Here is a 14,236-nt window from a genome sequence, read left to right as displayed (position 1 = left end):
CGTTAAGACTAAATAGCGTTTTTTTAAGTAGTTAAGTTCACCATGGAAAAGAAGTTTTCCAATTTTATTTGTAAAATTTTAATAAGTGTTCAAAAGTTTCTTCTAAAAAGGCGATGAAAGCTTTATCTGTTTTTAATTCTTTAGCATTTGGTTTTAATGCTCGGGCGATGAAAAATTCACCCTTTTTAACGCTTTGCGCACGTTGAATCCCTTTTAATACATCTTCTTGTGATAAGTGGCTAATTTTCGACTTGTCAGGTTGCGTGTGATCTAATGAGATTTGAAAGTCTTCAGGTAAGTGCATTAAAGTGTCTAGCTTGTCTTCGAAAATTTTAACGTCTTCTGCTTTATTTTTATCTTCATGCATAACGCCATACATGGCAAATAAGTGATCTTCAAAAAGACCGATTTGAAAATGCGGTTGCATTTTGTACCCCCGTTGATTTGTTGCAAAAGCGACCCAAGTATCTTTCGGAGGATTGACCGTGCGACGTGCATGTTTTGCAACATGAGCATAAAACGTTTCACCTGTCATTGTTTTTAAATACTCCGTAAAATAATCGCTAAGTTGATAAAATTGTGGACGGATATGTTCATCTAAAGCCGTCATACGCGCCTCTAATCCTTCTACTTGAAACACTTTGAAGTCTTTGGGACTGAACGTATATTTTGTCATTATTGTTCCTCCTAAGTTGCAGTTTTTTTAGATTATTTATAGCATAACTTAGTTTCTAAAACATTCATAATATAATGATTTATTGTATAATGTAAGACAACTAGGAGTGATGCTGATGCATTTATATGATTTCGCTAAAAATTTAGTTTTAGAAGCTGGAAATAATATTCGTAAATGGATGAATGAAGATCTTGAAATAGAGGCTAAATCAAATCCCAACGATTTAGTGACCAATGTAGATAAATCTGTAGAAACATTTATTGTTAATCAAATTCAAGCACAATATCCTCATCATAAAATTATTGGAGAAGAAGGTCATGGTCACGACATTGATTCGACGGAAGGCGTAGTTTGGGTGATTGATCCTATTGATGGGACATTAAATTTTATCCATCAGAAACAAAATTTTGCTATTTCAATTGGAATATTCAAAGATGGACAAGCGTATGCAGGTTTTGTTTATGATGTAATGAGAGATATTTTATATCATGCAAAAGCAAATAAAGGCGCTTATAAAAACGAAACACCTCTCCCATCATTACAATCCACCGCTTTGAAAGAAAGTATTGTAGGTTTAAATCCTAATTGGTTAACTAAGCCTCAAATGGGCGCCATATTACAACCTATTATACAAGATTCAAGAACAGCGAGAGCTTATGGTTCTGCCGCTTTAGAGATTGTGTATGTGGCGACTGGTTTACTTTCTGCTTACATTACACCGCGTTTACATCCATGGGATTATGCAGGTGGATTAATTATTTTACAAGAAGTTGGAGGAAAAGGGACGAGCTTTTTAGGAGAGGCTTTATCTATTACGACACACAGTACAGTGTTAATCGGGAACCCAGCGATTCATGAAGAAATATTGACCCATTATTTACAACCGCAACAAGATGTTTTACGAGAACTCCAACAACGATTCAAATAAAAAGTGGAAGTCTCGCTTGTTACTATATGGGGCTTCAAAATTCTGATATTTTCATGTTATGAAAGCTAGTGTGTGATAAATAATGAGTGATATTTTCAATGTATTCAAGTTGACGAGGTGGGCAGTCAGCTAAATAAAACGGGTTGAGTGCCGAACTCAACCCGTTTTATGTTTATAAAATTGTTTTAATCCTAAAACCAATCATTTTCGCGGTATTTCTTTTTTAGTGAAAAGCCATAACCTAAAGTGGCCATTAATAAAAGGAAGGTAATACACATCCATAAAATATTCGTTGCAGCGATTGCAAAGCTAAACATTGTTAAAAAGAACACTGCAACAAGTGCAAGTATGAAAAAAATTAATTTAGACTTTTGCATCTTTATTCCACCTAACTGTGTCGTCATTTCATTTATATGATATAATAAACGAGTTGTAAAAGAAAGTGGTAATTTACTCAAGAAAGGAAATTAATGTATGACTAAATTTAGAGAAGATGTTCGTAATATTGCGATTATCGCTCACGTTGACCATGGTAAAACAACTTTGGTTGATGAATTATTAAAACAATCTGGTATTTTTCGTGAAAATGAACATGTGGCGGAACGCGCAATGGATTCTAATGATTTAGAAAGAGAACGTGGGATTACAATCTTAGCGAAAAACACTGCAGTTGATTATAAAGGTACAAGAATTAATATATTAGATACACCTGGACATGCCGATTTTGGTGGCGAAGTTGAACGTATCATGAAAATGGTAGATGGGGTTGTCCTTGTCGTAGATGCCTACGAAGGGACAATGCCTCAAACACGTTTCGTATTGAAAAAAGCTTTAGAGCAAAATTTAAAACCTGTCGTTGTAGTGAATAAAATCGACAAGCCTTCAGCACGTCCTGAAGGGGTCGTAGATGAAGTGTTAGACTTGTTTATCGAGTTAGATGCAAATGATGAACAATTAGAATTCCCAGTCGTTTATGCCTCAGCAATCAGTGGTACAGCGAGCCTTGATGCAGACAAACAAGATGAAAATATGCAATGCTTATATGAAACGATTATAGATTATGTTCCAGCACCGATTGATAATCGTGATGAACCCCTACAATTCCAGCCCGCATTATTAGACTATAATGATTATGTTGGCCGTATTGGTATTGGCCGTGTCTTCAGAGGAACGATGCGTGTGGGTGAAAGTGTATCACTTTTAAAACTAGATGGCAGTGTTAAAAATTTCCGAGTGACAAAAATATTTGGTTACTTTGGTTTGAAACGTGAGGAAATCCAAGAAGCCTATGCAGGTGATCTAATTGCAGTTTCAGGTATGGAAGATATCAACGTAGGTGAAACCATTACACCTCAAGATTATCAAGATAAACTTCCAGTCTTACGTATTGATGAACCGACATTAGAAATGACTTTTAGAGTAAATAATTCACCATTTGCCGGACGAGAAGGTCAATTTGTGACTGCACGTCAAATTCAAGAACGATTAGACAATCAATTAGAAACAGATGTGTCCTTAAAAGTCACACCTACAGATTCACCTGATGCTTGGACTGTAGCTGGACGTGGAGAATTACATTTGTCCATTCTGATTGAAAACATGCGTCGTGAAGGATTTGAATTACAAGTTTCTAAACCTCAAGTTATTTTAAAAGATATTGATGGCGAACCGCACGAACCTTTCGAACGTGTGCAAGCCGAAGTGCCGGAAGAATATGCAGGATCTGTGATAGAGTCATTGGGTCAACGTAAAGGCGAGATGGTTGATATGACGACAACAGATAATGGCCTAACACGATTAATTTTTAATGTACCTGCACGTGGGTTAATTGGTTATACAACTGAGTTTATGTCTATGACAAGAGGATATGGCATTATTAACCATACATTTGATGAATTCCGTCCACGTATCAAAGGACGTATTGGTGGACGCCGTAACGGTGTGCTCGTATCGATGGACCAAGGTAGTGCAAGTGAATATGCAATATTAGGTCTCGAAGATCGTGGGATTAACTTTATGGAGCCAGGAACAGAAGTTTACGAAGGTATGATTGTCGGCCAAAACAACCGTGAAAATGATTTAACGGTGAATATTACGAAAGTCAAACATCAAACTAACGTACGATCTGCTACTAAAGATCAAACAGAAACAATGAAAAAACCACGTATCCTTACATTAGAGGAAGCTTTAGAGTTCATCAATGATGATGAGTTAGTCGAAGTAACACCTGAAAATGTACGTTTAAGAAAGAAAATTTTAAATAAGGGTCAGCGTGAAAAAGAAGCTAAACGTATGAAACAAATGATGGAAGAGAATGAATAATTTAATAGATTATGTTTAGATGAGAAATGAGCGGTGAGGATGACTATAAAAATAGTGGTTCTCACCGTTCTTATTATGTGAGCATGCATAAGACAATAGCTCTTTAGGTTTCAATAAGTAAAGGGGTGAATCTATACATCAAGTCGAGTTGATTTATCGGTTATTCTATTTGTATTACACTGGAGTTATATTAAAGGAGGTCTCAAAATGTCTCAACGCAATGATACATTATTTGAAAGTCTTACTTTTCCCAATGGTAAAAAGGTGAAAAATAAGTTTGTTTTAGCGCCTTTAACGCATACAATTTCTAATGAGGATGGTACAGCTTCAGATAGAGAGATTGAATTTGTCCGTTCTAGAACAAAAGATGTCGGAATGGCGATTACTGCAGCAAGTTACATTAACATAGAAGGAAAAGCGTTTCCTGGACATCCGTCAATTTCTAAAGAATCAGATTTAGAAGGACTTAAACGTCTTGCAGATACGATTAAACAAAATGGTGCAGTAGCGATTATGCAAATCCATCATGGGGGTGCACGTTCTTTACCTGAATATGTGCCAAATGGAGATGTTAAAGCGCCAAGTGAAGTGGAAGATTATGGTTATTGTAAACCCGAAAAACATGCTTCAAGAGCTATGACGCGTGAGGAAGTTGAACAATCTATCAAAGATTACGGCCACGCGACTGCCTTGGCCATTCAAGCAGGCTTTGATGGGATTGAAATTCATGGTGCGAACCATTACCTTATACATGAATTCGTTTCACCTTATTACAACCGTAGAAATGATGAGTGGCAAAACCCAATGGCGTATCCAAAGGCTGTTGTTGAGGAAGTGCTCGATGTGAAAACAGCATTGGCACCTAAAGACTTCATCGTAGGATATCGATTCTCCCCAGAGGAAGCGGAATCCCCTGGAATCACTATGGAGTTGACTAAAGAATTAATTCAAATGTTAACACAATATCCTTTAGATTATTTACATGCTTCATTAATGGATGTTCAATCCACTACAAGAGAAGGTAAGTATCAAGGAGAAAAAAGAATTACGCTCTTGAAAAAATGGGTGGATGGGCGTATGCCGTTAATAGGTATAGGTTCAGTTTATTCTGGAGAAACTGCACTTTCAGGTATTGAAGCAGGTGCTGATTTAATCGCTTTAGGAAGAGGCTTGTTATTAGATGCTCAGCTCGTCTCTAAAATAAAAGACAACCGCGAAAATGAAATTATTAATCAATTTGACGCTACTAGAGAAGATCACCATCAACTGCCTAAAGAGATTTGGGACTTATTTAATGATGGACTCTTCCCAGTTCCAAAAAAAGAGGCCTAATATACTAACTATTCAAATGACAAATGTTTTTTTTCATTTATATTTGAGACCTAGAGCACTTGCAAAAGGCTTCAAACAAATTTGAGAAATTTATTCGTAAATTTACGTCACCGAGTATATTTAATTGAGGCTAATCGAGTTATTTTAGTTTTATAAAAAATAGCCCTCAAAATTTATCCCAAGGTAAATTTTGAGGGCTATTTATTTGTGATAGACTTTCTTTATCCCAGTTCCCACTTTGGAACAATTTAATGAGATTCATGCTCTACTTTCACAGATGAGAAGATGTGAGGGGTTATGACGTTGTTTGGGTGTATCTAAACGACTCTTACATTCATCGCACATAAAGGTTTGAATAGGGTTGTTTTTCAAACGTTTAGCGATGACTGTATTCTCATCTAATAAAACTTCCGTGTCGCAAATGATACATTTTTCTTTTTGCATTTATAACACCTCGATATGCGTAACGTACTCGAAAGGATACTCTACTCCTGTTTCTTTTTGATATACAAAACTATCTACAGCGTCATTTTTGTATAATCTTTTACCTTCTTTTGAGAATTGAAAGAATAAATAAGGTAATAAATTGAAAGGAATATCAATATGGTTGTTTTCATTGGATAGACGTATGATAGATGCATGATCATGTGGTTCGGCATTTTTGAAGAAAGGTGTCATATTGATGGCAAATGAACCTTCTAATACCGCACGCTTTTTATATTCAATTTCAGAATTCAATGTTGGGGGATTCGTTTGCCCTTCTAAAATTGCGCGATTCCATTCACGGTTGTCTTCGAATTTAATAGGTTTTTCTCCATCAAAGACCCCTTGTTTTAAATCTTCAATACGAACTTTGCGGTCATCAAAAATCCAAGTTGAACTATCTAAAGTAATTGGAAATTTTACAGCCCCTTTAATTTGAATCATATTTATTGCACTCCCTCAAATAATCTATATTTATTTTATCACACTTAAGTAGGAGACGTATGAAATTCACTTGCTTTTTAAAAAAGGTTAAGATAAACTTTTAACATGAAGATAAAATTATGGGGGGACTCTGTCATGAGCAAGCAATCGAACATCAGTAATGCAGCATATGAACAATTACATGCAGATGCAGATAGAATTTTACAGCTCATTAAAGTACAAATAGATAACTTAACATTGCCACAATGTCCTTTATATGAGGAAGTTTTAGATACACAAATGTACGGCTTACAAAAAGAAGTTGATTTTGCAGTACAACTCGGCCTCGTCGATAAAGAAGACGGAAAAGCATTAATGTTACGTCTCGAAAAAGAGTTATCAAAATTACACGAAGCGTTTACAACAGTTTAGTTGCGATAAATTTTCCATCTTAGAATTTTATCGCAATGACGCTTTGTATCTGCGATGAATTGGATGATTATAACATATGAATAACATAAAACATTTACTTCGATATATTTTGAGATCCTCTAAATATATCGATTTTCCATTATTAATCACTTATCTTGCACTCTGTTTTATTGGTTTAACAATGGTATATAGCGCAAGTATGGTGGCTGCAACGAGAGGAACATTAACAGGTGGCGTCCCTGTGTCAGGTACATATTTTTATACGAGACAATTAATCTATGTCATTGTAGGTTTTCTCATCGTATTTTTTATCGCTTATTTATTAAACGTTAAAGTTTTAAAAAAGCCTAAGTTTCAAGTTGGAATGATGGGCATCATTTTGTTACTTCTTTTAGCAACGTTAGTCATAGGTTCTGAAATTAACGGTTCCCGAAGTTGGATTAGATTAGGATTTATGAACCTCCAAGTTTCAGAGCTTTTAAAAATAGCGATTATTTTATATGTGCCGTATATCATTGAGCGCAAAAGACCGCAAATTCAAAGAGATCCTACAACAATTTTATGGCCCATTTTATTCGTCGGTTTTATGATTGGTCTTGTACTGCTTCAAAAAGACGTCGGGCAAACGCTTTTAATTTCAGCGATTTTCTTTTCAATCATTCTTTATTCTGGAATTGGGGTTAAGAATTTTTTGAGAATTGGCTTTTTTAGTTTGTTAGGTCTCTTCGTTGTCATTATCATTATTGTTGTGTTTAGAATTAATATTTTGCCTACATATCTAACAGCACGATTTAGTGCGTTAGAAAATCCATTTAATTTTGAAGATGGTATCGGCTATCATTTAGCCAATTCCCTTTTAGCAATTGGGAATGGAGGGCTTTTTGGTAGAGGATTAGGGAATAGTATTATGAAACTCGGCTATTTACCTGAACCCCATACCGACTTTATATTTGCGATTATAGCTGAAGAATTGGGATTATTGGGTGTGCTCATCGTGCTCGGTTTATTATTTTTTATTGTCTATCGTGCATTTGAACTTGCCTCACGTACATCATCTTATTTTTACAAATTGGTGTGTGTAGGCATCGCGAGCTACATCGGTTTCCAAACCTTTGTCAATTTAGGTGGTATTTCTGGATTAATTCCATTAACGGGGGTGCCATTACCTTTTATTAGTTTTGGTGGATCTTCCATGCTTAGTCTGAGTGTCGCGATGGGCCTTTTATTGATTGTTTCTAAACAAATTAGATACGAACAAGCCCGACAACGTTATTTGAGAAAAAAGCAATCTATGTAGACTTTCACGAGAGCTTTGAATCTAAATGAGTAATAGGATTCAATGTTCTCGTTTTTATTTTGACATTTAAAATCTAAATGATTAAAATAATCATTGTAATAACTATTTTCTATTGATAATGATAACTAAAACTTATAAATAATTGAATGCGTCATTTTGTAATTGAATGATAAAAAAGAAGCTAATATTTTATTTTGCAATTGTCATTTGATATAATTGGACGTATATTTTTAGAATTTTCGAACTTTTTAGGAGGTTGGCTATATGAAACGCATTCGTAAGTTATTAGTCGCAAACCGCGGAGAAATTGCCATACGTATCTTTAGAGCAGCAACAGAATTAAACATTCAAACGGTTGCGATTTATTCTAAAGAAGACATGGGCTCATTACATAGATATAAAGCAGATGAATCTTATCTCGTAGGTGAAGAATTAGGACCAGCTGAAAGTTATTTAAATATTGAACGTATCATTAAAGTTGCTAAAGAGGCAGATGTTGATGCGATTCATCCAGGTTATGGTTTTTTAAGTGAAAATATGCAATTTGCGAAACGTTGTGCTGAAGAAGGGATTATCTTTATAGGGCCTCATTTAGAACATCTCGATATGTTTGGAGATAAAGTTAAAGCACGTGCGACTGCGATTAAAGCAGATTTACCAGTCATTCCAGGTACGGATGGTCCTGTTGAAGGATTTGAAGCTGCACAAGCTTTTGCGGAGGAAGCAGGATATCCATTAATGATTAAAGCCACGAGCGGGGGTGGCGGTAAAGGAATGCGTATCGTTCGCGAAGCTTCAGAACTGGAAGAGGCCTTTACTCGCGCAAAATCTGAAGCTGAAAAATCATTTGGCAATAGCGAAGTTTACATTGAAAAATTCATAGATAACCCTAAACATATAGAAGTTCAAATTATTGGAGATGAAGAAGGGAACATTATCCATCTTTATGAAAGAGATTGTTCCGTTCAAAGACGTCATCAAAAAGTAGTAGAAGTGGCCCCTTCAGTATCCTTATCTGATGAACTTAGAGAGCGCATTTGTGCAGCAGCAGTAGATTTAATGAAAAAAATCAACTATGTCAATGCAGGGACAGTTGAATTTTTAGTTTCAGGCGATGCGTTTTACTTCATTGAAGTTAATCCTCGTGTCCAAGTTGAACATACGATTACTGAGATGATTACAGGTGTAGATATTGTTAAAACTCAAATTCTCATTGCTGAAGGCGAATCACTCCATGAAGAAGCCATCAGTATGCCAGCGCAAAATGAAATTAAGACACTCGGTTATGCGATTCAATGCCGAATTACAACTGAAGATCCAACACAAGACTTTATGCCAGATACAGGGCGAATTGTCGCTTATCGTTCAAGTGGTGGATTTGGGGTTCGTTTAGATGCGGGAGATGCTTTCCAAGGTGCTGAAATTTCACCTTATTATGACTCGCTACTTGTAAAAGTCTCTACTCATGCGATCAGCTATAAAGAAGCTCGAGAAAAAATGGAACGTTCATTACAAGAAATGCGTATTAGAGGTGTAAAAACAAATATTCCATTTTTACGCAATGTCATTAATCACCAAAAATTTGCTTCTGGAGATTATACAACTAAATTTCTTGAAAATGCTCCTGAACTATTTAAGATTAAACCATCGCGAGATAGAGGAACTAAAACTTTAGAATACATTGGAAATGTTACGATCAATGGATTCCCTAATGTCAAAAAAAGACCAAAGCCGACATTCGAACCTGCAGAAATCCCAAAAGTGAGTGCAAAAGAGGTAGCAGACCTTAGAGGCACCAAGCAATTACTAGATGAAAAAGGTCCACAAGCTGTCGCAAACTGGGTAAAAAAACAGAAAGATGTATTGATTACAGATACGACATTCCGTGATGCCCATCAGTCCCTATTAGCCACACGCGTAAGATCGCATGACTTACTTAAAATTGCACCTGCAACTGCGAAAGTCATGCAAGATAACTTCTCATTAGAATTATGGGGAGGCGCGACATTTGATGTTGCTTTTAACTTTTTAAAGGAAAATCCTTGGCAAAGATTACATGATTTACGTGAAGCGATTCCGAACGTTCTCTTTCAAATGTTGCTAAGAGCGTCTAACGCAGTCGGATATAAAAACTATCCGGACAATGTCATTCAAAAATTTGTGAAACAAAGTGCTGAAGCAGGCGTAGATGTTTTCCGTATTTTTGATTCGTTAAACTGGGTAGAGCAAATGAAAGTCGCCAATGAAGCGGTTCAAGAAGCCGGAAAGATTTCAGAAGGTACGATTTGTTACACGGGTGATATCTTAAATCCGGAACGCTCTAACATTTATACGCTTGATTACTACGTAAAATTAGCGAAGACACTGGAACGAGAAGGATTCCATATGTTAGCTATTAAAGATATGGCGGGATTATTGAAACCTCGCGCAGCCTATGAGTTAATAGGTGAGCTAAAAGCAGCTGTTGATTTACCGATCCACCTACACACGCATGATACGAGTGGTAACGGCATCATTATTTATAAACAAGCGATAGATGCAGGCGTGGATATTGTAGATACTGCTGTGGCGGCGATGTCTGGTTTGACAAGTCAACCAAGTAGTAACTCTCTTTATTACACTTTAGATGGATTCGAAAGAGATTTGCGTATGGATATTGATGGTCATGAAACACTTTCACAATATTGGGATGCGACACGTGCTTACTATAGTGATTTTGAAAGTGATATGAAATCACCGCATACAGAAATATACCAACACGAAATGCCGGGTGGACAATATTCAAACTTGCGTCAACAAGCGAAAAGTTTAGGACTAGGTGAGCGTTTTGGTGAAGTTAAGAAAATGTATCGTCGCGTGAACTTCTTATTTGGTGATATTGTAAAAGTAACACCATCCTCAAAAGTTGTAGGAGATATGGCATTATATATGGTGCAAAACGATTTGGATGAACAAGCAGTCATTCGTGATGGACATAAACTTGATTTTCCAGAATCCGTTGTTTCTTTCTTTAAAGGTGAAATCGGACAACCGGTCAACGGTTTCAATAAAGAGTTACAACAAGCGGTATTAAAAGGTCAAAAATCACTCACGAAACGTCCTGGTGAATATCTTGAACCTGTCGACTTTGAGGCACTAAGAGAAGAATTGCAACAAAAACAACAAGATAAAGTCACTGATGAAGATTTAATTAGCTATGCGTTATATCCAAAAGTATATGAACAATATGTTCAAACTTATGAAAAGTTTGGAGATGTTTCAATTTTAGATACGCCAACATTTTTCTTTGGTATGCGTGATAATGAAACGGTTGAAATCGAAATCGATAAAGGTAAAATTTTAATCATTACACTTAAAACGATAACGAAACCTGATGAAAATGGCATGTGTACCGTCTTCTTTGATATGAATGGTCAAGCGCGACGTGTTCAAATTAAAGACGAGAACGTACAAGCTTCACATTTAGCAAAACCAAAAGCAGATAAGTCTAACCCAACACATATTGGTGCGCAAATGCCAGGTACCGTTTTGCAAGTGAATGTCAGTGAAGGTGATGCAGTAGAAGCTAACCAGTCACTCATTATTACTGAAGCAATGAAAATGGAAACGACAATACAAGCGCCTTTTAAAGGAACCGTTAAGAAAGTACATGTTTCACCTAATGAGGGAATTGAAACAGGGGACTTATTAATCGAAATTGAACAAGCTGAATAACTAAAATAAGGGCGAGGACTCAGGTCCCCGCCCTTATTGCGTATGAGATATAGATTACTGCTCTCCACGATTCGATCGTAAAATAAGAAGTAAGAAATAACTAATCATGCCAAATAGAAGCGTAATAAATAATGCATGAAGCAAGGCAATGATTAAGTTTACATTTGTAATCACTGATAAAGCACCTGTGACGACTTGTAGAATGATGAGTATAAAACTTGCCGTATAACCGTATCGTATCGTACGAATGTTTGGATAGTTTTTAATGGCATGAATATAAACAATCATGACTGTGATAAATGCAATAAAAGCTAAAATACGATGTGAAAGTTGTACCCAATCGTGCATATCATGTGGCATTAAATCATTAAACGGTAACGGCCATGCACCATAAGCTAAACTTGACTCTGTATGACGTACAAGGGCACCTGTATAGATTGCGACATAAATAATACCAGCCATTATCCAAGTTAGAAGTTGAAGTGGCTTTCGAATATGTACAATATTTGCTTCATATTTTTGGTCTAAATCAAAAATAATCAATGTGAGTACAAATACAGATGAGAAACTGATTAATGAAATCCCAAAATGTAATGCGAGTATATAGTCATTTTGTTGCCACATAACTGCGGCTGCCCCGATCAATGCTTGTAGTAATAAGAATCCAACGCTAATACTACATAATGGCTTGACTTCTTTTATATGCCCGATATGCTTCCAAGATGTAATCACAAGCCAAAGTACAACGAGTAATGAGAGTCCAGAAACTGCACGATGACTCAACTCAATAATCGTTTCAATCGGGAGGTTTTTAGGTAATAAGGCACCGTGACATAATGGCCAATCCGTCCCGCAACCATCAGCAGAACCGGTTTTTGTAACGAGTGCACCACCAAGCTGAACCCATACCATAATTAAAGTGGCAAGTACCGATAACCACTTTAGGTTTCGCTTTTTAAACACTGTTCAACACCCCGTTATTCAAAATAATGTTGTAAAAGTATCGTAATTTTACATTTAGCTATATTATAGCAAAAAAAGAACATATGTATGTGACTTAATGGTGACTTTCAATGAATGTCGTTAAAGTGTCACATTTTTTTTAGAATTTACCTAGTAAAGTATTTCACTTTAATATATCATTGTATTATATGAAATTTTTAAGGGGGGGACATGATGTCTAAATCCGAGTTAGCCGTTCGAACTCATGGACGTGTTACTTTTCAAGAATTAAAGCAGATTGTCAAGTTAGGCCTTGTTCAAGGTAACCTGATACCTGCCTTTGCTGGTGCATGGCTAGCCATCGTGTTTACGCATCATTCGTTTTTAGGATCGATACCACAAATTTTTACGATGATGTTAGGATCCACTTTGGTTATGGGAGGTGCGTGTGCACTTAATAATTATTACGACCAAGATATTGACCGTGTGATGCCGAGCAAACAAAACCGTCCTACAGTTAATGATCGGATTTCAAATCGTCATCTTTTAATATTAAGTTTAGGTATGATTATCATTGGTGAAATACTTTTATTCATCCTAAATATACCTGCAGGTGTGATTGGTTTAGCAGGAGTAATTGGCTACGTTTCTTTCTATTCTATTTGGTCTAAACGTCATACAACTTGGAACACGGTCGTCGGAAGTTTTCCTGGAGCAGTACCACCTTTAATTGGTTGGGCAGCCATTGATGGCCATTTGTCTCTATTAGCTTGGGCATTATTTTTTGTTGTATTTTGTTGGCAACCTATTCATTTTTATGCGCTAGCGATTAAACGTAAAGATGAATATGCAATGGCAAATATTCCAATGTTACCTTCTGTGAGTGGTTTTAAACGTACGAGAGTCGGTATGTTGTTATGGTTAATTGCATTGTTACCTTTACCATTTTTAATGCATGCTTTAGGAAATATTTTTATCGTTTTAGCGACGCTTTTAAATCTTGGATGGTTATATTTATGGTTTACAAGTTTCAAATCAACATCAAATGAGTCGAAATGGGCAACTAAAATGTTTATTTATTCATTGAATTATCTTGTTGTCTTTTTCGCACTTGTGGTTATTATAACTTTAATCAATATGATTTAAACAAATACGAGTGAGGGTTTAAAAATGAGCTTACCAATTTTACCAACGATTAGTACAATGTGTATTGTCATCAGCGCAATATTTGTTGCCATTGGATGGAGATTGATTTGGAAAAAAGAAATAAAAAAACATAAAAAAGTAATGTTATTAGCGGCTATTTTCGCCGTAATATTCTTTACGATTTATGCGAGTCGTACCATCTTCATTGGAAATACTGCGTTTGGTGGACCAGACTCCATTAAAATTTATTATACAATTTTTCTATTCTGTCACATTACTTTAGCAACAGTGGGGGCTGTGCTTGGTTTAATCCAAATCATTACTGGTTTGAAAGACAAATATCATGTTCACCGTAAAGTAGGACCTCCAGCTTCTGTGGTATGGTTTTTTACAGCGATTACAGGCGTAGCGGTTTATATTTTATTGTACGTGTTATATCCTGGTGGCGAAACAACATCATTAATTAAAGCAACTTTTGGATTATAATAGTGTTGAGTTGTAACATTCTTTGATAAGAGACCCTGTTACAACTCTTTTTTTA

The 14,236-nt window shown here is 36.0% G+C and carries 13 protein-coding genes; 8 read left to right on the top strand and 5 right to left on the bottom strand.

Annotation, left to right across the window (positions count from 1 at the left end; all coding sequences use genetic code 11):
• Window positions 1–64: 64 nt before the first annotated feature.
• Window positions 65–676 carry a YktB family protein gene (locus PYW36_RS07970; protein WP_103159659.1) on the bottom strand — a complete coding sequence of 204 codons (612 nt, stop codon included), beginning with the start codon at window positions 674–676 and terminating at the stop codon, window positions 65–67.
• A gap of 115 nt (window positions 677–791) precedes the next feature.
• Here PYW36_RS07970 and PYW36_RS07965 point away from each other — a divergent pair, with 115 nt between their 5' ends.
• Window positions 792–1,604, top strand: a complete 813-nt coding sequence (locus tag PYW36_RS07965; RefSeq protein WP_037571744.1) for an inositol monophosphatase family protein — start codon at window positions 792–794, stop codon at window positions 1,602–1,604.
• Between the two features lie 191 nt (window positions 1,605–1,795).
• Here the strand turns inward: PYW36_RS07965 and PYW36_RS07960 are convergent, their stop codons facing one another.
• Window positions 1,796–1,987: a DUF5325 family protein gene (locus PYW36_RS07960; protein ID WP_229717287.1), complete on the bottom strand. Its 192-nt coding sequence runs from the start codon at window positions 1,985–1,987 to the stop codon at window positions 1,796–1,798.
• A gap of 91 nt (window positions 1,988–2,078) precedes the next feature.
• Between PYW36_RS07960 and typA the strand changes: the two genes are divergently transcribed.
• Together typA and PYW36_RS07950 are read left to right on the top strand one after the other, a co-directional pair.
• Window positions 2,079–3,926 carry a translational GTPase TypA gene (typA, locus tag PYW36_RS07955; RefSeq protein ID WP_103159658.1) on the top strand — a complete coding sequence of 616 codons (1,848 nt, stop codon included), beginning with the start codon at window positions 2,079–2,081 and terminating at the stop codon, window positions 3,924–3,926.
• Between the two features lie 207 nt (window positions 3,927–4,133).
• Window positions 4,134–5,258, top strand: a complete 1,125-nt coding sequence (locus tag PYW36_RS07950; RefSeq protein WP_037571737.1) for an NADH-dependent flavin oxidoreductase — start codon at window positions 4,134–4,136, stop codon at window positions 5,256–5,258.
• 258 nt (window positions 5,259–5,516) lie between these two features.
• On the opposite strand, the gene PYW36_RS07945 is transcribed toward PYW36_RS07950, so the two are convergent.
• Window positions 5,517–5,702, bottom strand: a complete 186-nt coding sequence (locus PYW36_RS07945) for a DUF2197 domain-containing protein (protein ID WP_037571734.1) — start codon at window positions 5,700–5,702, stop codon at window positions 5,517–5,519.
• Window positions 5,703–6,185, bottom strand: a complete 483-nt coding sequence (locus PYW36_RS07940) for a hypothetical protein (RefSeq protein ID WP_037571730.1) — start codon at window positions 6,183–6,185, stop codon at window positions 5,703–5,705.
• A gap of 135 nt (window positions 6,186–6,320) precedes the next feature.
• Between PYW36_RS07940 and PYW36_RS07935 the strand changes: the two genes are divergently transcribed.
• From PYW36_RS07935 to PYW36_RS07925, 3 genes are all read left to right on the top strand, one after another.
• Entirely contained in the window at window positions 6,321–6,596 is a 276-nt protein-coding gene (locus PYW36_RS07935) for an Fpa/YlaN family protein (RefSeq protein WP_037571726.1), read from the top strand.
• 76 nt (window positions 6,597–6,672) lie between these two features.
• Window positions 6,673–7,893, top strand: a complete 1,221-nt coding sequence (ftsW, locus tag PYW36_RS07930) for a cell division peptidoglycan polymerase FtsW (protein WP_037571723.1) — start codon at window positions 6,673–6,675, stop codon at window positions 7,891–7,893.
• Between the two features lie 264 nt (window positions 7,894–8,157).
• Window positions 8,158–11,607 (top strand): pyruvate carboxylase, encoded by a 3,450-nt coding sequence (locus tag PYW36_RS07925; protein ID WP_103159657.1) that lies wholly within the window; start codon window positions 8,158–8,160, stop codon window positions 11,605–11,607.
• 54 nt (window positions 11,608–11,661) lie between these two features.
• Here PYW36_RS07925 and PYW36_RS07920 read toward each other — a convergent pair whose 3' ends face one another.
• Window positions 11,662–12,570, bottom strand: a complete 909-nt coding sequence (locus PYW36_RS07920; RefSeq protein ID WP_037571718.1) for a COX15/CtaA family protein — start codon at window positions 12,568–12,570, stop codon at window positions 11,662–11,664.
• Window positions 12,571–12,783: 213 nt separating this feature from the next.
• On the opposite strand from PYW36_RS07920, the gene cyoE reads away from it, so the two are divergent.
• Both cyoE and PYW36_RS07910 read left to right on the top strand, forming a co-directional pair.
• On the top strand, window positions 12,784–13,695 hold the full coding sequence (cyoE, locus tag PYW36_RS07915; protein ID WP_037571715.1) for a heme o synthase: 912 nt from the start codon (window positions 12,784–12,786) through the stop codon (window positions 13,693–13,695).
• Between the two features lie 24 nt (window positions 13,696–13,719).
• Window positions 13,720–14,181, top strand: coding sequence for a DUF420 domain-containing protein (locus tag PYW36_RS07910; RefSeq protein WP_103159655.1), 462 nt, complete (start codon window positions 13,720–13,722; stop codon window positions 14,179–14,181).
• Window positions 14,182–14,236 lie beyond the last annotated feature (55 nt).

This window comes from Staphylococcus chromogenes (genome assembly GCF_029024625.1).
Classification (GTDB): domain Bacteria; phylum Bacillota; class Bacilli; order Staphylococcales; family Staphylococcaceae; genus Staphylococcus; species Staphylococcus chromogenes.
The sequence above is the reverse complement of the archived record's forward strand: the minus strand, read 5'-3'. Positions and strand labels throughout refer to the sequence as shown.